Here is a 26,602-nt window from a genome sequence, read left to right as displayed (position 1 = left end):
ATACAAATGAAAATTAGTGAAAATTGGTTACGTAGCTGGGTGAACCCTGCAATTGATAGCGAAGCACTTTCTGATCAATTGACCATGTTAGGTTTGGAAGTCGATGAGTTAGCACCTGTTGCAAAACCATTTACCGGTGTGGTTGTTGGTGAAGTCCTTACGGTTGAACAACATCCAGATGCAGATCGTTTACGTGTCACCACAATTAATATTGGTTCTGGTGAGCCATTACAAATTGTATGCGGCGCGCCAAATGTTCGTGTGGGTATGAAAGCACCTGTTGCAACGATCGGTGCCGTACTGCCAGGCGATTTCAAAATTAAAAAAGGCAAGCTGCGTGGTGTGGAATCACAAGGTATGCTGTGTGGTGCCTCTGAAATTGATTTAGAAGACAAAATTGACGGTTTATTGGAACTACCCGCTGATGCGCCAGTGGGGATCAATATCCGTGAATATTTAAAGCTTGATGACAATGTCATTGATATTAGTATCACACCCAACCGTGGTGACTGCTTTAGTATTCGCGGTATTGCCCGTGAAATCGCGGTGATTAACCAGCTTGAAGTAAATGAACCAAAGATTCAGGCTGTTCCTGCATCAATTACTGATGAGAAAGCGGTAACGATTAGCACTGAAGGTACACCACGTTATTTAGGGCGTATTATCAAAAATGTGAATGTCAAAGCAGCAACTCCTGAGTGGATGGAGCAAGCTCTTGCACGTTCAGGTATTCGTACCCATAGCATTTTGGTGGATATTACTAACTATGTGTTGCTTGAATTGGGTCAACCCATGCATGCCTTTGACTTGGCAAAAATTGAAGGTTCGATTCAAGTCCGCCAAGCGCAGTCACAAGAAAAGTTGACGTTACTCAATGATCAAGAAGTTGAATTGCAAGATGACATGATGGTCATTGCAGATGATCAAAAAGTTTTAGCGATTGCGGGAATTATGGGGGGGCTAGATTCATCGGTAACTGATGATACCCAAGACATCTTCCTTGAAAGTGCATTCTTTGCGCCTTTAGCGATTGCAGGTCGTGCACGTCGTTTTGGTTTACATACGGATTCATCACAACGTTATGAACGCGGTGTGGATTTTGAATTGCCAATGATTGCTATGCACCGTGCTTCTGAGCTTATTCAAGCCTTTGCTGGTGGTGAGTTTGGTCCAGTGACTGTTGCTGAACAGGCAGAACTGCTTCCAAAGCGCGAAGCAATTGTATTGAAGCAAGCACAAGTTGATCAATTACTCGGTTATGCTGTGGCTGGTGATTTTATTGCCGATGCTTTGACGCGTTTGGGCTGTGTGGTTGAAAGCAAAGCTGAAGGTGAGTGGCGTGTTGTTCCACCATCGCATCGTTATGATATGGCAATCTATCAAGATTTAATTGAAGAAGTTGCCCGTATTCACGGTTATGACAACATTCAAATTAGTTTGCCAAAAATTGATGTAAAACTGGAAAAGTACCAAGACCGTTTTGAAATTGCACAATTACGTCAAACTGCGGTGACATTAGGCTATCAAGAAGCAATTAGCTTTAGCTTTGCCGATGCAAAACTTGAGAAGCAATTAAATCCAGATGTACAGCCACTGATGCTTGCCAATCCTATTTCAAGTGATTTGGCTGCAATGCGTAGTACTTTGTTGTCTAGCTTAATTCCGTGTGTACAGTACAACTTAAACCGTCAACAGCAGCGTGTACGTTTCTTTGAGTTGGGCCTACGTTTTGATTATCAGGGTGCGCAAAATATTCATGATCTAAAACAGATCCCAACTTTAGCATTGATTGCGGTTGGTGCTCGTGTACCAGAATCGTGGCATGCAAAACCTCAATCAATGGATTTCTTTGATTTTAAAGGTGAGATTGAAGAGATTTTAGCCGCTGGTCGTATTGGTGCTGACTTTGTTCGTACAGAGCGTGCATGGTTGCATCCTGGCCAATCGGCAGAAATTTTGGTGGATGGACAATCGATTGGTTATTTAGGTCGTCTACATCCATCATTGGAAAATGAACTCGATTTGGGTATAACTTGGGTCGCAGAGCTGGATCAACAGGCAGTTTTGCAATCTTATGTATCTAATTTTACAGAATTATCACGTTTTCCATCGGTTAGACGTGATATTGCGCTTTTAATCTCTGATAATATTGAGGTAAGAGATATTCAGCGGTTAATTGAGCAGACTGGTGGTGAGTTACTCGACTCAGCATGGTTGTTCGATGTGTATACGGGCCAAGGGGTTGAACAAGGCAAGCGCTCTTTAGCTTTTGCAGTGTTATGGCAACATCCAACTCGTACGCTTGAAGATGCTGAAATTAAATCTGGTATGGATAACATTATTCAAGTGTTGGAAGACACTTACCAAGCGACATTGAGGGCCTCATGACAGCATTAACAAAAGCAGATATGGCGGACCATTTAAGTGAGCTTACTAGCTTAAATCGCCGCGAAGCAAAACAAATGGTCGAGTTATTTTTTGACGAAATTAGCCAAGCATTAATTGCTGGCGAACAAGTCAAACTTTCTGGCTTCGGTAATTTCGAGTTACGTGATAAGCGTGAACGTCCAGGACGTAATCCAAAGACAGGTGAGGAAATTCCAATTTCTGCACGTCGAGTGGTCACGTTCAGAGCGGGTCAGAAATTTAGACAGCGCGTTGGGAATGAGCAGATCGATTGATCTGCTTTTTTTATGCCAATCTTTTATTTATAGAAATGTTAGGCATAAAAAAAGAGAACCGTAAGGTTCTCTTTTTTTCGATAATCTAAAACTAGATTATTGAGCAGCAGAAGCTTCAGCAGGAGCAGCTTCAGTAGCAGCAACGTCAGAAGCAGCAGCAGCAACGTCAGAAGCAGCAGCTTCAGTAGTAGCAACAGCTTCAGAAGCAGCAGCATCAACAGCTTCTACAGCTTCAGAAGCAGCTTCTACAGCTTCAGATGCAGCAGCAGTAGCGTCAGTAGCTGGCGCTTCTTCTTTCTTAGAGCAACCAACGAAAGCTAAAGTAGTAGCAATAGCAGCAACAACAGCGAATTTTTTGAATAACATGGCATCACTCTCATAAAATTGTGAGATTAAAAAAAACCTGAGCTAGTCTGTTTGTGCTTTTATTATTCCTAAACGCTTTAGGTAACAACGCAGGGAGCAGCCTAACTGGTCTGTAGCTATCCTATCAAAGCAATTCATGAATTACTACTGTTCTGTCCAACAAAACGACAAAAATGGGCAGAATTTGGCTATTTTTTGATAGAAAATAACTATGAGTTATATGATTTGAATCGGTAAATTGAAAAAAAATAATATCAATTTTTAAATATAAACTTATAAATCAATAGATTGGTTATTTTCATGATTTTTAGAAGAATGTGTAAATATTCTGTAAGCGTGTCAACCAAATAAAAAAAGCTACCATTAAGGTAGCTTTTTCTTTGGACTTTAAGTCGATGCCTTTCGTTTCATTTGATCGAAGAAGTCATCATTGGTTTTGGTTTCTTTCATACGATCTAATAAGAATTCCATCGCCGCAAGCTCATCCATCGGATGTAATAACTTGCGTAGAATCCAAACTTTACGAAGATTCTCTTCGCTCATGAGGCGTTCTTCACGGCGAGTACCAGATTTCTTGATATTCATTGCAGGGAATACACGTTTCTCTGCAATACGACGATCAAGGGTAATCTCTTGGTTACCTGTACCTTTAAACTCTTCATAGATCACATCATCCATTTTACTGCCAGTTTCAATCAAAGCAGTAGAAATAATGGTGAGTGAACCACCTTCTTCAATATTACGTGCAGCACCGAAGAAACGTTTTGGACGTTCTAAAGCATGTGCGTCTACACCACCAGTCAATACCTTGCCTGATGAAGGCACTACAGTATTGTAAGCACGTGCAAGACGAGTAATCGAGTCAAGGAGAATCACAACATCTTTTTTGTGTTCAACTAGACGTTTCGCTTTCTCGATCACCATTTCAGCAACTTGAACGTGGCGGGCAGGTGCTTCATCAAATGTAGATGCAATAACTTCACCACGAACAGTACGTTCCATTTCGGTGACTTCTTCAGGACGTTCGTCAATTAGAAGTACAATTAAGAAAACTTCTGGATTATTACGGACAATCGATTGCGCAATGGTTTGTAATAACATTGTTTTACCCGCTTTTGGCGGCGCAACAATAATAGAACGTTGACCTTTACCAATTGGCGCGACAAGATCGACAACACGAGAGGTTAAGTCTTCTGTTGTACCGTTACCCAATTCCATCACCAACTGTTCAGTTGGGAATAATGGGGTAAGGTTTTCAAATAGAATTTTATTACGTGAGTTTTCAGGCGTATCGTAGTTAATTTGGTTTACTTTTAATAAAGCAAAATAACGTTCACCTTCTTTCGGTGGACGAATTGTGCCAGTAATCGTATCACCGGTACGTAAATTAAAGCGGCGAATTTGTGATGGGCTGACATAAATGTCATCTGGTCCTGCTAGATATGAGCCAGCAGCAGAGCGTAAGAAGCCAAAACCATCAGAAAGAATTTCGAGAACACCATCACCAAAGATTTCTTCGCCGTTCATGGCGTGGCGTTTTAAAATGGCAAAAATAATATCTTGTTTACGGTTACGTGCCATGCCTTCAAGGCCCATAAACTCCGCAATTTTAATGAGTTCGCCAATGGGTTTTTTCTTGAGTTCAGTTAAGTTCATAAGTGGTCAGACAGAATGGAATAAGTGGAGGACTACGTTAGGGAAAGAATAAAAAATCGACCGCATACATACATGCTGAGGTAATTGTATTTACACAACCACGATTCAGTAGTCTGGTTCATTGTTTCAGAGAGAAATGTGAAAACAATTGTTATTGCCGAGCGGCGATCTTATGTTTTGTCTTGTAAGAAGCGCAATGAAGTAGATTCCATTCAAAGCTTCTTGATCCAGAAATATAGAGGAAATCAAGTAAATTGTCAATTTTTACTAAGAAATACGCGATTCAATCAATCGCGTATTTCTTGTATTGACCGTGTGACAATCGAATTAGATGTTTTGGTCAATGAATGCTGCAAGTTTTGAACGCGGCGCTGCGCCAACTTGTTGAGCAACAACTTCGCCATTTTTAAACATCAATAATGCTGGGATATTACGAATGTTATATTTTACAGCAGTATCTTCACATGCAGTCACGTCAACTTTAACGATTTTTACTTTTCCGGCATATTCAGTTGATAGATCTTCAAGAACAGGTGCAATTGCTTTACAAGGTGCACACCAGCCAGCCCAGAAATCAACAAGTACAGGAGTTTCAGCATCTAAAACATCTGCTTGGAAGTTTGCATCAGTTGTATTAACAATAGTCGCAGACATGAGGTTGCTCCAAATTTAAGAAATAAAGTGCGAATTTAATCATCATCACGATGAATATTACATTGCTACTTTACTCAATGTAAGGGTTTGTTCTGATTATTCAAGTTTGAAAACGAAAAGTCTAATGGATGCTCACGATGTTGATCATCGACTTCTACAATCATTTATTAAGTAAAAGCGCAAATACAGTACTTTTATTGCTTAAAATGACTTTAAAATTGTAAGCATGTGAATTACTCTAATGCGTGAATTGAGCATGGGTTTATATGAATAATGTCTGATTTTCTGATTGATGAAGAATTACTTGCTGCGATTGATATGGGATCGAATAGTTTCCATCTGGCAATCGCTCGTGTTGATCACGGTGAAGTTAAGAAAGTTGCTTCAATGTCAGAAAAAGTACAGTTAGCAGCTGGGCTTGATGAAAATAAGAATTTAACCGAAGCCGCGCAACAGCGTGGACTGGCATGTTTAGCCCGTTTTGTTGGGCGTTTGAGCTCAGTACAACCGAATCGTTTACGTATCGTGGCAACCAATGCGTTAAGACAAGCAAAAAATGGCCACGAATTTATCCAAAAAGCAGCCGAAATTTTACCGAAACCGATTGAAATTATTGCGGGTCGTGAAGAAGCGCGTCTGATTTATTTGGGCGTTTCACATACCATGGCCAATGGTGGTCGACGTTTAGTCGTGGATATTGGTGGTGGTTCAACCGAGTTTATCATCGGTGAGGAATTTGAACCACTGCATACCGAATCCTTACAAATGGGCTGTGTGGCCTATAGTAAAACCTATTTCCCTGATGGTGAAATTACCAGCAAAGCATTTGATAAAGCCGTGGTTGCTGCACGCAAAGAAATGTCCGCTATTGCCAATACTTATAAATCTGTGGGGTGGGATACCGTCGTCGGATCAAGCGGAACCATTAAAGCCTGTCGTCAGATTGCGGTTAATCTCGGTTTAAGTGATGAGCAAGAAAACCTGACCCGTGATGGTTTATATAAATTAAAAGATCGTTTGCTCAAATTTAAACATATTTCTGAAATTGATTTTGAAGGTCTACGTGAAGACCGTCGAGCAGTTTTGCCAGCCGGCCTTGCGATTTTGTATGCCATTTTTGAAGTCTTAGATATCGACAAATTGGCATATTCTGACGGTGCATTACGTGAAGGCGTGATGTATGACTTGCTCGGTCGTTTTAAGCATGAAGATATTCGTGACCGCAGTGTGCAAGCACTTATGGGACGTTATAACGCAGATCCCAAACAAGCTGAACGGGTGGTCAATACGGCACAAGAGTTGTTTGATGGTGTTGCCGATGCGTTAAATTTAACGACTGAAGACAGTGACTTACTACGTCGTGCAGCTTATCTGCATGAAATCGGTTTAGCGATTAGCCATGGTGGTTATCACCGTCATGGGGCATATTTATTGCAACATTCGGATATTCCGGGTTTCTCACAAATTGATCAAAATCATCTTTCACACTTGGTTTCACACCATCGTCGTAAGTTACGTGCAGATGCAAAAAATGACGTTTTAAAGGTCGGTGGTAGTCATTTAATCTACCTTTGCTTATTACTTCGTCTTGCAGTTTTACTGAACCATAGTCGTAGTGATCAGATGCTTCCTGCCATTGAACTGAGTGTTGTAAATGATCAACAATGGCAACTCAGCGTTTCTGGCGATGCTAAACAATGGCCTTTATTGGTTGCAGACCTGCATGATGAGCAGGTGCAATTTAAGCACTGGGACATTGAGTTAAATATTCAGTCAGACAAATTTGTTGATTAACCATATTATTATGGACCATTCTTGACTTATGAAAAATAAAGCGACTCAGTCCAAGGCTTGGGCTACGGTTCAAATTGCACGACACCCTGAGCGTCCGCAATTTCTAGATTATGTCAGTGAAATTTTTACTGAATTTGATGCACTTCACGGCGACCGTTTATTTGGTGATGATGGTGCCATGATCGGTGGTTTGGCACGTTTTGACGGACAACCTGTGATGGTCGTTGGTCAACATCGTGGTCGCAGCACACGTGAAAAACTACAGCATAACTTTGGGATGTGTAATCCAGAAGGATATCGTAAATCACAACGTTTACTCGATATGGCTGAGCGTTTCAATTTACCTGTATTTACTTTCGTCGATACCATGGGTGCATATCCTGGTGTAGGGGCTGAAGAACGTGGTCAAGCAGAAGCGATTGCAACCAGCTTGGCACAACTTTCAAGTTTAAAAGTGCCTGTGATTGCCACGATTCTTGGTGAAGGCGGTTCAGGTGGTGCTCTCGGTATTGGTGTAGCCGATCGTGTGATTATGCTGTCACACAGTATTTATTCGGTGATTTCACCTGAAGGTTGTGCGTCTATTCTATGGAAAACCGCAGATAAAGCAGCACAAGCGAGTGAAGCACTTTCTCTAACTGCAGATAAACTTCAAGCTTTAGGCATTGTTGAATATGTTGTGGATGAAGGTGATGGTGCACACTTGCAGCCTGAAAAAGTCATGCATGATTTGAAAGATGTGTTAAAACAAGCTTTAGATGAATTGCAACCGATGGATGCACAAGAACGATGCGACGCACGTTATCAACGTTTAATGAAGTTTGGCAGCAGCAATTTAGGCATCGCGTCTTAGCACAAACACAGCATTTTTCTGAACAAACTCAATTCTTGATTGGGTGTAGCGGCGGCATGGATTCCATGCTGTTGCTGTTTCTAATGTCTGAACTTTTTCCGACTCAAACCCGTGCGATTTATGTTGATCATCAACTACAAGCAATGAGTGCCGAATGGGGTCGTGTTGTAAAGCAGCAGTCAGATGCCTTAAATATCCCGTGTATTATCCAGCAAGTAGACGTTGCGACAGGCAATTTGGAACAGCAAGCGCGTCAAGCGCGTTATCAAGCGTATCAACAGCATTTACAATCCAATGAAATTTTAGTTTTGGCCCATCATCAGCAGGATCAGGCTGAGACGCTATTATTACGCTTGTTTTCTGGAGCAGGCGTGCATGGATTAGCTGCGATGCAGCAAATTGATATTCGTCAAGATATGACCATTTGGCGACCATTTTTAGATGTGAGTCGCGAGCAAATTGAACAATGGTCGCAGCAACTTGGTTTTGCCTATGTGACAGACCCAACTAATCATGATACGCACTACGATCGGGCGTGGTGTCGAGAAGAATTATGGGATGTCTTACAAAAACGCTTCCCCAGAATGCAGGCAGCTGTAGCACGGACCAGTTCTTTGATGCAGGATGCTGCGGAAATACTGGATGAAGTATTGCAGAAGGATTGGCAACACTGTGCGACCGATCGTGTACTTGATCTGATCGAGTTGCAGCAGCTCTCGGCTGCACGGCAACGTCAATTGTTATCGACTTGGATGAAGGGAGCGGATCAATATCGACCAAGTTATGAGATGGTGCAGCGATTGCAGCATGAGGTCATTCTTGCAAAGCCAGATGCGCAGGCAACCTTACATATCAATCAACATTATTTCGTTCGCTATCAGAAGACGTTATATCGTTTGACCCACGATGAGCTGTACGCAGAAAAATTATTTTCCTTTCCAGATACGTTGTCACAACAGTTTGATATGGGTGAAATCATCAATGTTGCGGCTGGACAATTTAAGATTAAAACTCAAAAGATTGGTCTTTCATCTCGGCTTTTAGGGCGAGAGTTAAGGTTGCTTAAACGACAGGGGGGTGAAAAAATTCATCTTTATGGTCGTGTTGGACATTGGCCTCTGAAAAAAGCCATTCAAGAGCTACAGATTTTGCCTTGGTTACGTCATACAATTCAAATATTAGTCGTAGATAATGTTATGCTTGGGGTTTTTAGCCCAAAGGGTTTTTGGTTGGCGCAATCTGATTATTTAGAGCAGGGCGGTTGGCAACCAAGTTTAATTTCTGACTGTAATGACGTTTTTCAGCAGTCTTTTTCGTATGATGAGTAGGACATGGCGACAACATTGAACCAAAATATTTGTTTTATTGGCGGCGGCAACATGGCACAGGCCTTGATTGGTGGGTTGCTATCTCGTGGTTTACCCACAACGCGCATTACAGTTTCTGATCCTGTAGAACAAATTCGTCACATCTTAGAAGAAAAAAATATTCAAACCACAACAGACAATGTGGACGCAATTAAAAATGCGGACGTTGTGGTATTGGCGGTCAAACCCCAAGTTTTGGCAACGGTATTACAACCATTAAAAGGTTTATTGTCAGATAAACTTGTGATCTCAATTATTGCGGGTGCTGAAATTCAAACGATTTCAGATTTAATTGGTGGTAGTCAACGTATTGTCCGTGTCATGCCAAATACGCCAGCATTGGTACAAACAGGTGCACATGGCATTTATGCATCTGAAGCGGTAAATGCTCAAGATCGTGAGTTAACCAGTCAAATTTTAGCGGCGACGGGTTTAACCATTTGGGTGGAGAGCGAAGCTCAAATTGATGCAGTAACCGCAGTCTCTGGTTCTGGCCCAGCATACTTTTTCTATTTGATGGAAAGTATGATTCGTGCTGGCAAAAACTTGGGACTCGATGAAAAAGTGGCGACGGCATTGACCTTGCAAACAGCTTTGGGTGCGGCACAAATGGCGATTACCAGCTCAAATTCTCCAGCAGAATTACGTAAAAATGTGACCTCTCCAAATGGTACAACGCAAGCAGCTTTAGAGGTGTTTGATCGTGCGCAGATTTCACAAAATATTCAAGCAGCGCTTGCAGCAGCTCAGAAGCGTAGCCAAGAGCTAGCGCAAGAGTTGAGTGACAAGACTAAATCGGTTTAAGTAGGATAAGACAATTATGGGTGCAAGTTCTGCGCTAATTTTTGGTGTTTTGATCAATGTTGCAATTTTATTGGTCTTTTTCCGTTTTTTAATGCAATTGGCAGCAGTCAGTCCATACAATCCTGTGGTGCTTTCAACCGTGAAAGCCACCAAGATTGTGGATGTGTTTAGCCGCATTTTCCCGACGATTGGTAAAGGCCGTGTCAATTTAGCGGCAGTTGCTTTGTTGGTGGTGCTGTATTTATTGAAAATGTTTGGTCTGATGTATTTGTCTGGGCAGATGCCACATAGTGCGGTGTATCTAGTGATCACGACATTTGTGACCATGATTCAAGATTTGATTCGTTTCTGTCGTTATTTGATTTTTGCAACGATCATTTTAAGTTGGGTAGTGATGTTTACGCAGTCGCGCTCGCCTTATATTGAAGTGATTCAAGAATTGGCTGAACCATTGCTTGCACCATTCCGTCGCTTATTGCCGAATATGGGGATGATTGATTTGTCTCCAATTTTGGCGTTCTTGGCTTTGTACGTGGCTGAGATTCTGATGAATGAAGCAGCTAAAGTGCTATTAACTGGTCTTTAAGCCAATCTGATTCAATAAAAAATGGGCGTTATGCCCATTTTTTATTTCTTGATCAAACGTTGCCGTATGGCTCGATTGAGTGGATTGGAGAAATAGCGTGCAATGAAAGCACCTAGCCCAATCGCAAGGACAAAATAGACCAATAATAAGATCAGTTTAATGTTGCCTTCTGTGACTGCTGGCGTATAAAACAGTTTAAAAAAACCTAAAATAATCAGGTGGAATAAATAAATTTCATAACTATTCTTGCCAATCTCCTGTAACCACTTAAACCGCTGTGTCTGCGTGGTGCTGTGTTCATTTGCCACATTCGCAACAATCACGATCGCTGTCGCAAGTGCAAATAGGCTAACGCCCCAAATACAGTTTTGTTTAATCGGTGCAGAAAAATAGATGATGAACATGGTCGCAATGGCAAGGTATTTCAACCCTAACCAAGTTTCGGCTTGCAGCTTAAATTGCGGTGCAATCAGTGCTGCAATACAGCCAAAGGCAATTCCATCAAAACTAGAGAAGTAATGGTAGAGGTATGCACCACTTTCCTCACCATAATGTAAATATCTAAAATACGGCGCGAATAGAATCAGCGCGAAACAAACAAATAGAAAGTAGGGCTTCTTCTTAAATAGCAGTGCTGTCAATGGGAAAAGTAGATAAAACACTTCTTCCACAGATAAAGACCATAACACGCCAAGCGCGTAGTTGACCCAACCATTTTCAATAATCAGGATGTTCATCCAAAAGGTCAGTGCTGCTAGGTTAACTGTTGACTGAGCGACGACAATGCCATTGGGTGCCTGAGTCATAAAAGGTTTAAGCTCAAATGCACCGAAGAGATTGACCAGACAGATCAGCAGAATCAAGGTTGGCATGATGCGAGCAAATCGTGAAATATAAAAGTCTCGCGTATTGATTTGATGTAATGTACCCCAGCGTTTGATGGTGTGTGAGGTGATCAGGTAGCCCGAGATGACAAAGAACATGGTGACACCATAGTTACCATTGCGGGCTAAAAGCGTGGTGATGTTTTCACCAAAAATCTGAAAATTGATCGAGGTGTCAAAGAGCTTATAAGGGATATTGAAGTGATGCAGTAAAACCAAAAAGATTGAAATACAGCGTAATGAATCAATAGAGTGAAAGCGCTTAAATTGAACTTGATTAAAGGACATATTGCATTCCTTTCTCCTATACGAATTAATTTTTATCAGATATTCTTTATTTTCAGTTTTCTTGTAGCGCAGGGGAGTTTATCCCCTGTCTGCAAGAAACATTTTGTTCTTCGAGTGTGTGGATGGCTTAGTGGGCAGCATCCCAGTTTGGACCTTGCCCAACTTCAACCACAAACGGCACTGAAATTTCTAATACCGATTGCATCACTTCAGCAATCTGCTTGGACAGTTCATCTGCAATCGCAGCATCCACTTCAAACACAAGTTCATCGTGCACTTGTAATAACAGCTTAGCTTGATCTTTAGGTAGCATTTTATCCACTGCAATCATGGCAAGTTTAATAATATCCGCCGCACTGCCTTGTAAAGGTGCATTGATTGCCGCGCGTTCAGCTGCTTGTTTGATCATTTTATTGCTTGCCATAATGTCTGGTGTGTATAGACGACGACCTAAAATGGTTTCAACAAAACCTTGTTCACGTGCAATCTGACGCGTACGTTCCATATAATCCAATACGCCCGGATAACGCTGGAAGTAACGTGCGATATAGCTACGTGACTCTTCACGGCTAAAGCCAAGCTGACGGGTTAAACCAAATTCAGACATACCATAGAGCAGACCAAAGTTAACCGCTTTGGCTTGGCGACGTTGGTCATTGGTCACATCTTCAATGGCAATGCCAAGCACTTCAGATGCGGTACGGCGATGCACGTCCTGACCCTGTTGGAAGGCATGGACTAAGGCATCATCTTGAGAGAAATGTGCCATCAAACGCAGTTCAATTTGCGAATAATCGGCTGCGAGTAACACTCGGCCCTCAGGTGCAATAAAGGCTTTACGAATTTGACGCCCAATCGGAGTCCGAATTGGAATGTTTTGCAGGTTTGGATCGGTTGAAGACAAGCGACCTGTTGCAGTTAAAGCTTGATGATAGCTGGTATGTACACGATGTGTCGTGTCATGCGATTGTTCAATCAGGCGATCGGTGTAGGTATTTTTGAGTTTTGCCAAGCCACGATGTTCCAAAATGACTTCAGCCAATGGATGTTCGATTTTCTCTAAAATACTTTCACTGGTACTGTATTGACCTGTTGCAGTTTTCTTACCCCCTTTGAGTCCTAGCTTTTCAAACAGGACTTCACCGACTTGCTTTGGTGAGGCAACATTAAAGGCTTCACCTGCTAGTTCTGCTGCTTGAGCTTCCAGCGTTTGAATGGTTTCTGAAAACTCGACACTGAGTTGATCGAGGAATTGATGATCGAGCTTAATGCCATCTTCTTCCATGCCTGTGAGCACTCGAGCAACAGGCATTTCAATATTATGCAGAATATTGACCAGTTCCGGATGGGCTTTCAGTTTTGCTGCGAGTACTTCATACAAACGATAAGTGACATGCGCATCTTCGGCTGCATAATGTGCTGCGACTTCAAGTTCGATTTGATTAAAGGTTTTTTGCTTTGCGCCTTTACCAGCGATCTGTTCAAAAGTCGTGGTCAAATGACTGAGATAAAGTCGAGCGACATCATCCATACCATGTCGCGTTGCCGCAGCATTCAATACATATGAAGCGAGCATGGTATCGAAATACCAGCCTTGAATGGTGATACCGTGATTGGCAAAGATATGCGCATCATATTTGAGATGATGACCAATTTTCCGTACTTGTTCATTTTCAAGAATCGGTTTGATCTGAGCGAGAAGCTGTTCACGATTCAGTTGCTCAGGGGCACCTTCATAATCATGTGCAACAGGAACGTAATAGGCATCTTTGGCATCAAATGCGACAGAGAAACCCACCAGTTCCGCTACACGATAATCGAGGTTGGTGGTTTCTGTATCAATCGCAAAATGATCGGCTTGCTGCATACGCTGCAATAAGGCATCCCAATCTTGTTGGTTCAATACCGTATGATAAGTCGCATTACCGAGTTGATCATCTTGGCTAGACAGATTGGCGTGATCCTCAGCAACCACAGGTTCTGCTTTTTGTTCAGCTTTGGCAATACTTTGCGAGGTTTGTTGATAAGCAGAGCTATTTGGATTGTTGGGGTGATCCAGCGACTGTAACTGATTACGGAATTCTAGTTCAGTATAGAGCTCGCGGAGTTGATCCACATTAGGATTGGCGAGTTTAAGGTCGTGCCAATCTAAGGCAAGATCGAGATCACAGACAATACTGGCAAGTTGATGATCAACTTTGATGTTGTCTACATTATCTTTAATATTCTGGCTGAGTTTGCCTTTAAGCTGATCAGCATTGGCAATAATATTGTTCAATGTGCCGTATTCATTTAGCAGCTTCGCCGCTGTTTTTGCGCCAACACCCGGAACGCCCATGATCCCGTCAGACGCATCGCCCATCAGGGTAAGGTAATCGATAATTTGATTTGGATGTACACCAAACTTTTCAAAAACACCCGCTTCATCCAACACACGCTCTTTGAAGCTATCTTCAAGTTTGACATGTTCATTGACCAACTGCGCCATGTCTTTGTCGCCCGTCGAGATGAGAACATGATGACCTTCTGCCAAGGCACGCTTGGTTAAAGTCCCAATAATGTCATCCGCTTCTGCACCTGCGAGAAAATACAAAGGAATACCTTGCGCTTTGATCAACGCATGTAAATAAGGAATCTGTTGAGATAACTCCTCAGGCATGCTTGGGCGATCACCTTTGTAGATTGGAGATAATTTATGACGGAAGGTTGGTTCTGGCGTATCAAAAATCACAGCCATATGGGTAGGCTGAGTGCGACGCATCAGTTTTTGGATCGCTGAAATTGCACCACGTATTGCATTGGTATGTAAGCCAGTCGACGTGGTTAATGGTGGTAAGGCGTGAAAAGCACGAAACAAGAAATAAGACCCGTCTACCAAGACAAAAGGTGGCATTGCGCAAATCCTAATTATAAATTAATTGGTATTTTACGTGAAAAAGCCGTGGCTGTCTTATCTGAACGTGGAAGAGTACGGCTAGCTGTGTCGTTGAAAATTTGCAGTATTTTGTATGTAACAATACCTGCTTATCTAGTGATCAAGTAAGATGACGGCAATGAAGCTATCATAATTGATATAAGTCTATGTATAAAAAAGACAAACAGGGAATCGTCATTGTTTTAATTGCGCTGACTGTATTGCTCGCTTGTGCAATTGCCTTTAAATGGCAAGGGACGATTGTCGCCGCTGCAATCGGCCTGACCGTTGTAATTGTGCACATTCTGTCTGAAATTCATCGGCGTTTGCTTCAACTCGAACAAGCTGCACCGAGCTATTCTGCATTAGGGGCTGGTATTGGCGTACAAAAAATTGTGATATATGGCGCAGCACTCGTCGCACTATTTGCCTATGCCAATACATGGATGTGGTTGGCGGGTGGCGCTTTATTGGTTTTGTTGTTGTGTTTGATCCAAACCATCAGTGCTTTTCAAACCCGATTGCTGCATTTAGAGCAGGTTGCAACACAATCACTCAATCCAGATATTTCTATTCAGCCACAACAACAAACCTCAAGTATTGGTCAATCTGCTGAATGGGTTGAAACGACAGCTTCAAACTCTGCAATTGTGGAACAGCAGCAGCCAGCTTGGATGCAGGCTCGACCTGAATCAGTTCAAAGTCCAATACTTGAGAACTCTACCTCTGCTGCTCATTCTTCTGAGTCCAAACAACCTGCTTGGTGGCAGCCTGCATTGGACTGGATGATACATGGCAATCCGATTCTCCGTGTTGCTGTCGCCATTTTAATGGTCGGTGTGATTTTACTCTTACGTTTTGCCAGTGAACATTGGCAACTTAGCTTAGGTGTGAAACTGGGCTTTATTACGATTGCTGGGATTGCGACTACTGTTGCAGGATATTTACTGCAAAAGAAAAATCAATTATTTGCGGTGGCTCTACAAGGTGTCGGTCTAGCAGTTGTATTCTTGACCTTAATTTTTTCACACCATTTTGCAGTGATTGCCAGCTTAATCACGGCTAGTATTTTATTTGTGATTTTATTATTGGCGACCGTTTACTTAAGCTTAAAACAACACGCTTTGTATCTAGCCATGTTGGCATTGACCATGGCCTATCTAGCTCCGTTGGTCATTCCACAAAACCATCCTGATGTGATTTTCTTGTTTGGCTATTACTTTGTCATTAACTTAGCCGTGGCAGCGTTGAATTTTATTCAACCCTGGAAAATTCTGCATCAAATTGCTTTCTTCGCCACCATGTTTATTGGTGGTTCGACTATCGGGATTTATGCAAAAACTGCACAGTTTGATACCTTGGATATCATTCTCTGGCTGCATATTGCTTTATTTATCTGGCTGAGTATTCGTTATAGCCAATTGATGTTGCGAGCTCAGAATGAGCAGCAACAAACAGCTCAGCCCCCTGAGCGTTTACAACCTATTTTAGATGTAGGTCTGATTTTTAGTGTTCCTGTACTGGGCTTTTCGCTACATGCTTATTTAATGCATAACTCGACTTCAGCACTCACTTGGGGAGCGGTTGCACTCGCGATTGTCTATATCAGTTTAAATATCTGGATTAAACGCCAGCATCCACAATTATCAATTTTGGCAAAAAGTTTCTTTATTCTTGCTGTGGTCTTCGTTGCGTTGATTTTCCCATTGGCCAAAGGGGCGCATTGGACTTCAACAGGTTGGGTAATTCAGGGAACTGCACTGATTGTCTGGGGCGTGACCGAGCGATATCGTTTAAGCCGTTATGTTGGTGTGGCACTGGTGTTATTAAGTTCAGTGGCGCTGCTGTTCCAAGTGTGGTCAAACGATCATTTTCCAATTTTAAGTACCGCGATTTTTGCGCTTGCTCAATTTATTTCGGCATTTTATTTACTCAGCTATCAGCAAGTGGAAAAATATTTTAGCGCCAAAATGTTGAGTGGCGTTTTTCTTACCTTGGGAATGTATGCTGGTGCAATCGCTTGGGTTGAGTTTAGGCATTGGCAAGGGCATGGTTTGAGCCCTTATCTAATGGTTGCAAGTGGATTACTTGCAGTTTTTAGTCTCATTGTAAAACGTTATGCAAAAACTTCGTGGGATGCTTTGCAGCTATTATTTGTTGGTGCACTGGTTGCGTTGGCTTATGTTGAAAGTTTCGCTGTAAATATTTATCAGCAATTACATTGGCCAACAGGTTTACAGCAAGCAAAGTTTTCTGTGGCAACGATTATTTTGGCTTCTATTGTTATTAATGTTGATCAGCGTAGATTTGGGATTTGGGCAACAATTTTTTGGCTCAATTTAGCGATTATAGGTTTGGCTTTTTTCCCAATTATGCCATTGATTGGATTTGCCATAATTCCAGTAGTTTTTACAATATTTTTACTAGCGACCAAAAATACTCAGCTGTTACATCAGCCTCCTGTTTGGTGTCTTAGTTTGTTGTGGCTCGTCTTGGTCAGTCTAGATCCGTATTCGGCTGAACAGTATTATGCTTTACCGCTATTCAATCCTACCGATCTTTTGTCTTTACTGGTGTTTGCAGGCCTGATCTGGATCATTTATCAGCATGACTTTAGTGCAGAGCGCTCGATGGAATGGGGCTTTAAAGTCACCACCATTTTGATTGGCTTATTGGTATTGAGCAGTGTGGTGGTACGTGCCATGCACCATTATCTGGGCACACCATTCTGGGGGACAGCAATCTGGTCGAATGGCGATGTGCAACTGAGTTTGACACTGCTATGGGTGATTTTGGCCTTTATTCTGATGACTTTTTCCAGCCGCCGCCACATCCGACAAATCTGGTTTGTTGGTGCGGCCTTGTTAGCCATTGTGGTAGCGAAACTGTTGTTATTGGATCTATCGCAAAGCGGCACCTTAACCCGTGTGATTTCATTTATTGGTTCGGGGGCTGTCATGCTAGTGATTGCTTATCTGGCACCTTTACCTCCTGCGATAGAACAGACTCAGAAAGAGAGTTAACTCTCTTTCTGTTCCTTTTTGAGTTCTTTTTGATTGGCATATTGATCAACTTCATCATTCTCTAAGGGCAGGGGCCGGTCAATCAGGCCCATCTTCGGTACAGGAATCTCAATCTCATTTTCCAAGAAGCCATTGCGGATGCGTTCCTGCATTTCATCGCGTACTTTGAGCGAGTTTTCCTGACGACACCATACCGCGAATAGAAGCTCAATGGATGATTCTCTAAACGCTGTCACTGTGACCGTGGCTTTGGGGTCATCCATCACCAGCGGGTATTTGGCTGCCACTTCTAATAGAACATGTCGCACTTTAATAATGTCTTCGTGAAAGTTAATTGCCAAAGTGATTGGAATACGCCGTATCGGGTATTTGGATAAGTTCATCACAGGGGTTCGGATAAGTTGTTCATTCGGCAAACGAATATAAACATTGTCCAGTGTGAGCAGTTTCACCGAGAGTAAATCAATTGAAATCACTTCACCTTCGATGGTTTGACCTCGAATTAAGGTAATTTGAATGGTATCACCGACTTCAAATGAGCCTTCACCAATCAAGAATAGACCACTGATCAAGTTGCTGGCAGAGGTTTGTGAGGCAAAACCTAAGGCAACGGTTAAGATCCCGGCTGCACCCAAAAACACACTGAGTTTAAAACCAGCTTCTCTGAGGCTGGTCATAATGAATAGCAAGAAGATGAAGTAAAAAATACCCCGACGCCATAACAAACGCTGATGCGCATTAAAGCGGCTACCTACCGTGCGAATAAAGGCATTTGAAACCAAACGTGCAATCAGGAAGCCGATAAAACATAAAATAATGGCGACCACGATTTCACTGAGTCGCTCAAAGTTAATGTTGGTGAAAACACTGGTTAGGCTGCCGGCAACATCTTTGGGAATATTCGAATTTGGCATCGCGACCCCCTTAAAAAAATGAATCAAACATATTGAATAAAGTACTGCCTGGTGCACGAGGGGGATGCACATAGGTGACTTCACCCGCTTGGGTTGGAGTCTTATTTTCAATACGAATACGCGCTGGATGATCAGTACCCTCATAATAGACTTTGATTTGTGAGGTCCATAAACGGCCTGTACTTTCGCTATAAAATAATGGCAGTGCAGGGACGGGTACATTCATGCGATCAAAACGCAGTTGATGGTGACTGGTGTTGTGGAATTCAATCGGGGTCACCGCACGGAAAGCACGCGGTTTGAGGAGATTCAAATCAATACGACCATCTACAGAGGTCGCGTAGCAAATCTCACCATTTTGTGGGTCTTTACCAAACCAAGTATCTTTCGGTTGAATCACGGGAATATCAAATAGAGGTTCAGAAAGACCGTCAACCAAACCCGCAATCCACAAGGGGGTACTGATATACAGGGTGCCACGCTGACCCGCAGGAATATAAATCGGGTCAACAGGTCGAATCACCACTGAGCGATCCGCCAACCGCGGCATTAAATGGAAGGTACCATTGGTCTTGTGGAACATATAGCGTTCGATTTTTGCCGGAGGCGGCATGGCAAATTCGATATCATTCAATATTCGCCACTGCTGCTCATAGTCATACTGAAATTGAGGGCGATGATATTCCAAACGCCATTCTTTGATGCCGCGGGTGAGACGAAAGAGCAATGAACCGAATTGCCACGCTTTGGCCTGTTGAATTTCGAATTGTTGTTCGCCCCACCATTTCAGAGCGTCAGAATGGGGAGCTTGATATTGATTATTTTGAGACAAGATGCAAAATTCCTGTGTGAGTATGCTAAACAGACTTCACGCTGTAATCTGCTTAGAGTACACTCACTGCTTTCTTTTATCATTATTTGTGTGATGCAAATACTTAAACAAATACAAATTCCTTATAGTTTCGCTAAACGACATGGCGTTTTGTTACGTTATGAAGGCGATCAAGTTTTTATTGTACGACGCAAGGACACCGCGCGTATTGCTTTGCAGGAAGCTCGTCGAATTTTGGGGAAATCAGCTCATGATCAACTTTGTACTGATCAAGAGTTTCATGCCTTACTGAGTTCCAGTTATGCAGGGGATACTGGGGAGTCGCAGCAGGTTGCAGCAGGCTTAGAAGATCATCCAGATTTATTGAGTTTGGCGGATCAAGTACCTGAAGCGGAAGACTTGATGGATCAGGAAGATGATGCACCGATTGTTCGCTTAATCAATGCTTTATTGTCCGAAGCGATTCGTGTCAGTGCCTCCGATATTCATATTGAAGCCTTTGAGAAAAAACTCTCGGTACGTTTACGTGTCGATGGTCAACTACGTGAAATTGTTCAGCCACGCCGTGAATTAGCGCCATTGTTGGTGTCACGTATCAAAGTTATGGCGAAACTGGATATTGCGGAAAAGCGTGTTCCACAAGATGGTCGTATTTCATTACGTCTCGCAGGGCGTGAAGTGGATGTGCGGGTCTCAACTTTACCGTCTTCGCATGGCGAACGTGTGGTCATGCGTTTGCTGGACAAGCAAGCGGGACGCTTGAACATGACTCATTTGGGCTTGATGCAAAATGACTATGATCGTTTAACGCAACTGGTTCATCGACCACATGGCATTATCTTGGTGACAGGTCCAACGGGTTCAGGTAAAACCACCACCTTGTATGCAGCATTGTCAGATTTGAATGACCATACGCGTAATATTTTGACTGCCGAAGATCCGATTGAATATCAATTGGAAGGTATTGGTCAAACACAGGTCAATACCAAAGTGGATATGACCTTCGCACGTGCGCTCAAGGCGATGTTGCGTCAAGATCCAGATGTGGTGATGGTCGGGGAGATTCGTGACTTGGAAACTGCGGAAATTGCAGTACAAGCCTCTTTGACTGGTCACTTGGTGTTATCCACACTGCATACTAATACGGCAATTGGTGCGGTAACACGTCTAAAAGATATGGGAATTGAACCGTTCTTACTTGCTAGTTCACTAATTGGGGTGATTGCGCAGCGTCTGGTTCGCACTTTATGTCCGCATTGTGTCACGTGGCGTAAGGCTGATGATTTTGAGCGACAAGTATTTCAGCATCTCAAAGTTGATGAACATATGGAATTGCCTGAACCACATGGTTGTGAAAAATGTTCACACGTTGGTTTTAGTGGGCGAACCGCAATTTATGAAATTGTACCAGTCGATGAATCGATGCGCCGTTTGATTCATGGCAATGCCGCTGAGTATGAATTGGAAAATTATGCACGTCGTCATGCTGCATCGATTCGTGATGATGGTTTACTTAAAGTATTGGCTGGAAAAACCACATTAGAAGAAGTACTTCGTGTCACCAATGAAGCTGCGGAAGAATAAATCGATTCACGAATAAAAAACAGCATGGTTTAACCATGCTGTTTTTGTTTGAGTATTCGGATTATGCAGTCGTCACGATATTGAAAGTAACGTCGATATTGTTACGTGTTGCATTTGAATAAGGGCAAACGATATGTGCAGCCGCAACCAATTGCTCTGCTTCTGCTTGTTCCATTCCAATTAAATACACATTCAAGGTCACTTCAATACCAAAACCATTTGGAATCGGACCAATGCCGACTTCACCTTCAACATAGGCATCTTTGCTAATTTTAAATTTATCGCGATTCGCTACAAACTTCATTGCACCTAAGAAACATGCAGAATAGCCAGCAGCAAACAATTGTTCTGGATTAGTGACTGCGCCACCTGCACCGCCCATTTCTTTTGGCACTCCTAATTGCACATCTAAAACACCGTCAGAGGACGTTGCACGACCATCACGACCACCTGTTGCTTTCGCTTTTGCACGATAAACGACTTGTTCTAAAGACATGATTATTATTCCTAAATAATATTGAGTACAATTAAATCGTACACGATATAAATTAAAAAGCAAGTTGCTGTTGTGTAAATTTTAAACTTATTTGTTTAGGTTAGTACGCAGTTCTGAAAGTTGCGCTTTCAACTCGGATAAGGTTGCAGGTGTACACGAGGCGGCTTGAGCCAGTTGGTTTGGAATATCAGTCGCTTGTAATTGTAAAGCTTGACCTTGTGGGGTCAGGGTAATAATCACTTGGCGTTCATCTTTGCTGGATCGTGTGCGGGTAATGAGTTCAGCTATTTCAAGTTTTTTAAGGAGCGGGGTCAATGTTGAAGACTCTAAGAATAAACGATCACCAATCTCCGAGACGGTGAGCCGATCTTTTTCCCATAGGACTAACATCACTAGATATTGTGGATAGGTTAAGCCAAGTGGTGCGAGTAATTGGCGATAAACCTGATTCAATGCAAGATTGGTCGAATAAATCAGAAAACATAACTGATTATCTAATAACAGTTGCGGATGTTCTTCGCCCATGCAGTCCTCAAATAATAATTGAATAGATGCAGTATATCTTGGTCTAATCGATTACCTAAGTAGTTTCAGTATCAATTCAAATGAAAAAGCACAAGCTGTAAAAACTTATGCTTTCTATCGCTCACTTAAATTGACAATTACCAAAGTTCAGCAATTTTTTTCATCAATCTTGCTCGGTAACGCGCGGTGGGGTTATTGAGATTATTTTGAGCTTCAAGTTCAAAATGTTGCTGCCATGCTTTGATCATTTCTAAGGTTGTGCCTTTTTGTTTAATGACCATAACGTCTTCACGTTGAATATTGTCTAATCTCTGCCTTGCGCCTTCAGCACCTGTTCCCCAGCCAATAATCCATTGCCCAAAAGCATTGAGTGATAAGTTTTGCGGCGTAGACAAAACACGAGATGATTGAGTTGATTCATCACCATCTACATCCACAGATGTCGCGTGAAGTTGTACAGCCATCCCCAAAAAAAAGAAAATAACAATAAATCTAAACATGTATAAAACTTAATAAGAATTAACGGATGATGTTACATCATAGCTAGCCCAAAATTGGCTGACTTTGTTCTACTATGATCAATAATTTGTATTAAATCATGATTCTATAGATCAGGCATTTATAAAAGTTGATCATTGCAGTCAGATTGATCTTATGTGTTTGTATTTTGTACAGCAGTGTGTTGAAAGTGGTGTAAAGATGAAGAGGGAGTTAATAGGCAATAATCTTACGGTGCTGCATTAACGGCATTGCAAGACGAAGTTTGTTTTGTGTCTCAAGATCAAATGCTGTGCTAATTAAACCGTGTCCATCTGTATCGATACTTTGCAACAGTTGTCCACGACTATCCGTAATACCTGCATGTCCCCAAGTTTGACGCTGTTCGCCGTGCCAGCCTTGCTGAGCGGCGCCTAAGACATAACACTGGCTGTCCATGGCGCGTGCTTGTAGTAACAGTTGCCAGTGAAGCTGACCTGTGGTGTAAGTAAATGCCGCAGGAGCCGTTAAAATATCTGCACCTTGTTGACGCAGACTTAAAGCAAGTTCAGGAAAGCGTAAGTCATAACAGACCATGAGTCCGATATTGCCAAAAGGAGTTTTGGCAACCACCACTTGATCGCCTGGTTCAAAGAATTTAGATTCCTGATAACCACCTACAGCATCACCAACTTGTACATCAAACAAGTGGATTTTATCATAACGTGCTTCAGTCCTTTCAGGACTAATACATAAGCTGACCGTGCGAACACGACCATCTTGAATGACCGAGCCATCTGGACGGAAAGGGCATGGGAGTGTACCTGCAACAATCCAGATTTGATAACGATGCGCTAATTGTTCTAAGCGTGCTTGAATTGCTTCGAATTGTGCTGCAGTTTCGCGCTGCTTACCTGCAGCAAAGCAAACAAAATTCTCGGGGAAAACAATCAGCTCAGCGCCTTGAGCCTTACTTTGTTGAAGTAATGATTCGATGACATCGAAGTTTGCTTCAATGTCATTTTGAGAATTCATCTGCGCAACAGAAAGTAAGGTCATAGGGAGATCACGATACTGAGTTTAACGATCAAGCATTTTGTTTTTGTACGTCGAGATTTAAGCAATCTTGCTCTTTTTGCAATTGCTTAACCAATGGTTCAAACATATTTTGGTTGTTTTCGTTCAAGTGCATCAGTGTTTTGTGTGCATCGAGCACAGTGTTGAGCATTGCGCTATGCGTCACTTGCTCTTCTGTAAGCTCCAATGTACATACACTTGGATCACCACAGTAGTTTAAAATCACAAATACTTGCCCAAGCCCCATGCTATTGGCCAAGGTTGTAATATCTGGATTTGTCGAGAGCATAACGGCTTGTATGTGATGAACTTGCTTAAGCTTTAAACCTAGTTTTGCCAATATACCTAAAACAGTACTGTCAATAAACGTGGTTTCGGTTAAGTCAACGATTGCACCAACAACATTTTGCTGTTGTTCAATTCGATTGAGTAGTTTGTCTAGACTTATACAAGAGTGAGCACGCACTTCGCCAATAAGCTTGAAAATATGCGTTCCGTTCAAACTTGCATATTCAACATGACCTGTTGACATATAAATGCCATTTTCAGAGAAAGGATATGAAATTATCCCATAGTGATATTGGAGACACAAGTGGTTGGAGAGTGTGATTTAATTAAGGTATTGATTTTATTGTTAATTCATTCGGCATATGCTCAAAATTGCAATGTCATCTGCTACATGTTCAGGGGCTTTGAATGAGTCATTTTGAAGATGTTCGACCAATTGATTAAACTGATCGTTCAGACCACCATCAAATGGTTCCAAGGCACCATCAGAGCATAAAATGAACCGCGCATGGCGACTTAATTTACAGTGGTGTTCTTCGACTTCAAGCTCTTCAGTCAGGCCAAGTGGAAAGCTGCTGGTCGTTAAAATCTGAGGCGGTTGATTCGGTTCAAAAATAATGGGGGGAGGGTAATGTCCTGCACTTGACCAACGCACTTCATGGGTGACTAAGTTTAATATCCCAGCCACCATGGTAATGTGTTTTTCAATATTCTCTTGCACCAACATTGCATTCAGCTTTTGAATCAATTGACTTGGTGTTTTTGAACGGCCATGAAAGGCTGCCATCCATGAGGTTAATAAACTGCTGGTGACGCCATGTCCTGAAACATCAGCCAGATAGAACAATACTTCTTCATCATTTAAACGCCAATAATCATACCAATCCCCAGATAAATAAGCAGATGGTTGAAAAAGGGATTCAAATTGATAATTTGGCAATTCGATTGGATTTGGTAAAAGACGCTTTTGTAATTCGGCAGCAGAGGGTAGATCTCGGCTATCTTGATTGCGTTTGTATTGAGCATCTATTTTAAACAAAGAATGAATCGGATTTTTTGGCAGACTATCCCAAATCCAACCTGCTAATGCACCTTGTTCCCATGCTTGTGCTAACGCTGTGCCTTCATGTTCAAATGCAAGTACAATTGTTGGGAGTTTCCACTGATATTTTAAAAAGTCTTGTACATCGGCAATTGCAATGATGGTTTGATCATACAAATCCAAATCGTCAATTTGAATGATCTGCAAACTCGGTAACTCAGTTAAAGCTTGATCTAAACAAGGTACGGAACGCGTGGGTTGTATGAAATACATAGATGAATAGCCAATCCTTTGTATGATCATTTAAAATTCATCATAGATGAAAGATGACCTTGGATATAGTATTGCCAGAGTTTAAATTCTCTGGCAATACATAAGTTTGTAAAACATTATTTTAAATTAATCATTTTTCATGGGAAGAGCTGTCATCAGTGTCATCTTCATCGCTAATGAAAGAAACATCATTTGAGTCGCCACGCTTTTCTGCGATCTGGAAAGCTTTACGTTGTAAATAGAAATCACGAATCATTGCGTACTTGTCACCTTTTAGACTTTCTTCAATATCAAGAATTTGAGAACGTGCATCAACTGCCTGTAATACATTGGTTGACCAATAAATACCTTCATGATCATCTAATAAGTATTTTTGTGGACGACCATAGCTATCGGCGGCTAAACCAAAACCATCACGGAATGTACTTGGACCAAAGAAAGGCAACATCACATAAGGACCAGATGGAACACCATAATAGCCTAGAGTCACACCAAAACTTTCCTCTTCAGTGCTTAAACCCAAACGACGTGCTGGATCAGCAAAACCCAAAGTCGTTAAAGTATTCACTGTAAAACGGCCTAAAGTTTTTGCGGCGCGCGTTGGGCGACCTTGCATTAACTGGTTAACTGCATTCCAAGGTTCACCTAAGTTTTTGCGAAATTGGCGATAAGGACTACGCACAGGTTCTGGCACTTTAGCAACATATTGAATTGCAATAGGCTTTAATAAGTTACGGTCTAACATGTCATTGAATGCATAGACTTGGCGATTCAATGGTTGTAAAGGGTCTTTAACAGAATCAGGTTGTGCTGCATTCGCATTTACTTTTAAGTCATCTTTGGTCAGATGTTTTAAATCTTTGATAGCTTGAATCGTAGAGGTTTTTTGCTCAGCAGTGACTTGGCTTGTTACAGCATTAGCTTGATTGGCTGAATCGCTAGGAGTGTCTTGTGCGACTACTGATGAACATGCTCCAGCAGTTAACAACCCAAGCAAGATAAAATTTGAGTAATGCATATAAGTCCTTAATCGCTGTTAGAGCGAAATAATACAGCCATTAAAATGATTGCGTCATAGAACGCGCAACATAAAGATGAGCATATAGTTTAGTTGTTCTCCTATTATTAAAACAAATTCGATCGAAAAATATAAGAAAAATTGTGATTTTGGTTTAAAAATGTTCACTCGAATAAAAAAGAATGAAAAGGGGGTTGTGTCTGATG

23 protein-coding genes are annotated in these 26,602 nt (G+C 41.9%); 9 read left to right on the top strand and 14 right to left on the bottom strand.

Translation table 11 applies throughout. The features are described from left to right. The first annotated feature begins 6 nt into the window (after positions 1–6). Together pheT and A7P54_RS02005 are read left to right on the top strand one after the other, a co-directional pair. Complete coding sequence (pheT, locus tag A7P54_RS02010; RefSeq protein ID WP_171548499.1) at positions 7–2,388, top strand: phenylalanine--tRNA ligase subunit beta; 2,382 nt, start codon at positions 7–9, stop codon at positions 2,386–2,388. Beyond that, on the top strand, positions 2,385–2,681 hold the full coding sequence (locus tag A7P54_RS02005; protein WP_000126166.1) for an integration host factor subunit alpha: 297 nt from the start codon (positions 2,385–2,387) through the stop codon (positions 2,679–2,681). The genes pheT and A7P54_RS02005 overlap by 4 nt, the downstream gene beginning before the upstream one ends. A gap of 96 nt (positions 2,682–2,777) precedes the next feature. Here A7P54_RS02005 and A7P54_RS02000 read toward each other — a convergent pair whose 3' ends face one another. The 3 genes from A7P54_RS02000 to trxA all read right to left on the bottom strand — a co-directional run bounded on the left by A7P54_RS02000 (position 2,778) and on the right by trxA (position 5,357). After that, complete coding sequence (locus tag A7P54_RS02000; RefSeq protein WP_005207085.1) at positions 2,778–3,047, bottom strand: hypothetical protein; 270 nt, start codon at positions 3,045–3,047, stop codon at positions 2,778–2,780. A 387-nt stretch (positions 3,048–3,434) separates the two neighbouring features. After that, positions 3,435–4,703 carry a transcription termination factor Rho gene (gene rho, locus A7P54_RS01995; RefSeq protein ID WP_004804496.1) on the bottom strand — a complete coding sequence of 423 codons (1,269 nt, stop codon included), beginning with the start codon at positions 4,701–4,703 and terminating at the stop codon, positions 3,435–3,437. A 327-nt stretch (positions 4,704–5,030) separates the two neighbouring features. Beyond that, positions 5,031–5,357 (bottom strand): thioredoxin, encoded by a 327-nt coding sequence (gene trxA / locus A7P54_RS01990; RefSeq protein WP_004804498.1) that lies wholly within the window; start codon positions 5,355–5,357, stop codon positions 5,031–5,033. A 273-nt stretch (positions 5,358–5,630) separates the two neighbouring features. Here trxA and ppx point away from each other — a divergent pair, with 273 nt between their 5' ends. Genes ppx through A7P54_RS01965 form a run of 5 tightly spaced genes read left to right on the top strand, consistent with a single transcriptional unit; the run spans position 5,631 to position 10,761 of the window. Next, positions 5,631–7,151, top strand: a complete 1,521-nt coding sequence (gene ppx, locus A7P54_RS01985) for an exopolyphosphatase (RefSeq protein ID WP_004804500.1) — start codon at positions 5,631–5,633, stop codon at positions 7,149–7,151. Between the two features lie 28 nt (positions 7,152–7,179). Next, complete coding sequence (locus tag A7P54_RS01980) at positions 7,180–8,004, top strand: acetyl-CoA carboxylase carboxyltransferase subunit alpha (RefSeq protein ID WP_005146510.1); 825 nt, start codon at positions 7,180–7,182, stop codon at positions 8,002–8,004. Further along, positions 7,941–9,332, top strand: a complete 1,392-nt coding sequence (gene tilS, locus A7P54_RS01975) for a tRNA lysidine(34) synthetase TilS (protein WP_171548498.1) — start codon at positions 7,941–7,943, stop codon at positions 9,330–9,332. The genes A7P54_RS01980 and tilS overlap by 64 nt, the downstream gene beginning before the upstream one ends. A gap of 3 nt (positions 9,333–9,335) precedes the next feature. Beyond that, on the top strand, positions 9,336–10,175 hold the full coding sequence (gene proC, locus A7P54_RS01970) for a pyrroline-5-carboxylate reductase (protein WP_004804503.1): 840 nt from the start codon (positions 9,336–9,338) through the stop codon (positions 10,173–10,175). A gap of 16 nt (positions 10,176–10,191) precedes the next feature. After that, the gene (locus A7P54_RS01965; RefSeq protein WP_005184711.1) at positions 10,192–10,761 is read left to right on the top strand and encodes a YggT family protein; all 570 of its coding nucleotides are present in this window, start codon (positions 10,192–10,194) and stop codon (positions 10,759–10,761) included. Between the two features lie 41 nt (positions 10,762–10,802). On the opposite strand, the gene A7P54_RS01960 is transcribed toward A7P54_RS01965, so the two are convergent. After that, the gene (locus A7P54_RS01960; protein ID WP_171548497.1) at positions 10,803–11,933 is read right to left on the bottom strand and encodes an acyltransferase; all 1,131 of its coding nucleotides are present in this window, start codon (positions 11,931–11,933) and stop codon (positions 10,803–10,805) included. 127 nt (positions 11,934–12,060) lie between these two features. Continuing rightward, positions 12,061–14,826 carry a DNA polymerase I gene (polA, locus tag A7P54_RS01955; protein ID WP_171548496.1) on the bottom strand — a complete coding sequence of 922 codons (2,766 nt, stop codon included), beginning with the start codon at positions 14,824–14,826 and terminating at the stop codon, positions 12,061–12,063. Between the two features lie 188 nt (positions 14,827–15,014). On the opposite strand from polA, the gene A7P54_RS01950 reads away from it, so the two are divergent. Then, positions 15,015–17,870 (top strand): DUF2339 domain-containing protein, encoded by a 2,856-nt coding sequence (locus A7P54_RS01950; protein WP_171548495.1) that lies wholly within the window; start codon positions 15,015–15,017, stop codon positions 17,868–17,870. On the opposite strand, the gene A7P54_RS01945 is transcribed toward A7P54_RS01950, so the two are convergent. After that, positions 17,867–18,784 carry a mechanosensitive ion channel family protein gene (locus A7P54_RS01945; RefSeq protein WP_004655618.1) on the bottom strand — a complete coding sequence of 306 codons (918 nt, stop codon included), beginning with the start codon at positions 18,782–18,784 and terminating at the stop codon, positions 17,867–17,869. The two genes, A7P54_RS01950 and A7P54_RS01945, sit on opposite strands and share 4 nt — an antisense overlap. A gap of 10 nt (positions 18,785–18,794) precedes the next feature. Next, positions 18,795–19,616 (bottom strand): hypothetical protein, encoded by an 822-nt coding sequence (locus A7P54_RS01940; RefSeq protein WP_171548494.1) that lies wholly within the window; start codon positions 19,614–19,616, stop codon positions 18,795–18,797. A gap of 93 nt (positions 19,617–19,709) precedes the next feature. Here A7P54_RS01940 and gspE point away from each other — a divergent pair, with 93 nt between their 5' ends. After that, entirely contained in the window at positions 19,710–21,200 is a 1,491-nt protein-coding gene (gene gspE / locus A7P54_RS01935) for a type II secretion system ATPase GspE (RefSeq protein WP_004804510.1), read from the top strand. A 61-nt stretch (positions 21,201–21,261) separates the two neighbouring features. On the opposite strand, the gene A7P54_RS01930 is transcribed toward gspE, so the two are convergent. The 7 genes from A7P54_RS01930 to A7P54_RS01900 form a co-directional block, all read right to left on the bottom strand. Then, positions 21,262–21,696 (bottom strand): organic hydroperoxide resistance protein, encoded by a 435-nt coding sequence (locus A7P54_RS01930; protein ID WP_004804511.1) that lies wholly within the window; start codon positions 21,694–21,696, stop codon positions 21,262–21,264. An 87-nt stretch (positions 21,697–21,783) separates the two neighbouring features. Continuing rightward, a complete protein-coding gene (locus A7P54_RS01925) occupies positions 21,784–22,221 on the bottom strand; it encodes a MarR family transcriptional regulator (protein ID WP_171548493.1) in 438 nt (145 codons plus the stop codon). Positions 22,222–22,358: 137 nt separating this feature from the next. Further along, positions 22,359–22,721: a DUF4951 domain-containing protein gene (locus A7P54_RS01920; protein WP_171548492.1), complete on the bottom strand. Its 363-nt coding sequence runs from the start codon at positions 22,719–22,721 to the stop codon at positions 22,359–22,361. Between the two features lie 211 nt (positions 22,722–22,932). Then, entirely contained in the window at positions 22,933–23,757 is an 825-nt protein-coding gene (locus tag A7P54_RS01915) for a carbon-nitrogen hydrolase family protein (protein ID WP_171548491.1), read from the bottom strand. A 28-nt stretch (positions 23,758–23,785) separates the two neighbouring features. Further along, entirely contained in the window at positions 23,786–24,307 is a 522-nt protein-coding gene (gene gigB / locus A7P54_RS01910) for an anti-anti-sigma factor GigB (protein WP_005207099.1), read from the bottom strand. Between the two features lie 102 nt (positions 24,308–24,409). Continuing rightward, positions 24,410–25,378 carry an RsbU family protein phosphatase GigA gene (gigA, locus tag A7P54_RS01905; protein WP_005207100.1) on the bottom strand — a complete coding sequence of 323 codons (969 nt, stop codon included), beginning with the start codon at positions 25,376–25,378 and terminating at the stop codon, positions 24,410–24,412. Positions 25,379–25,508: 130 nt separating this feature from the next. Next, positions 25,509–26,396 (bottom strand): VacJ family lipoprotein, encoded by an 888-nt coding sequence (locus tag A7P54_RS01900; RefSeq protein ID WP_171548490.1) that lies wholly within the window; start codon positions 26,394–26,396, stop codon positions 25,509–25,511. Between the last annotated feature and the right edge of the window lie 206 nt (positions 26,397–26,602).

The organism is Acinetobacter sp. Ac_3412 (assembly GCF_013072675.1).
Taxonomy (GTDB): Bacteria; Pseudomonadota; Gammaproteobacteria; order Pseudomonadales; family Moraxellaceae; genus Acinetobacter; species Acinetobacter higginsii.
The sequence above is the reverse complement of the archived record's forward strand: the minus strand, read 5'-3'. Positions and strand labels throughout refer to the sequence as shown.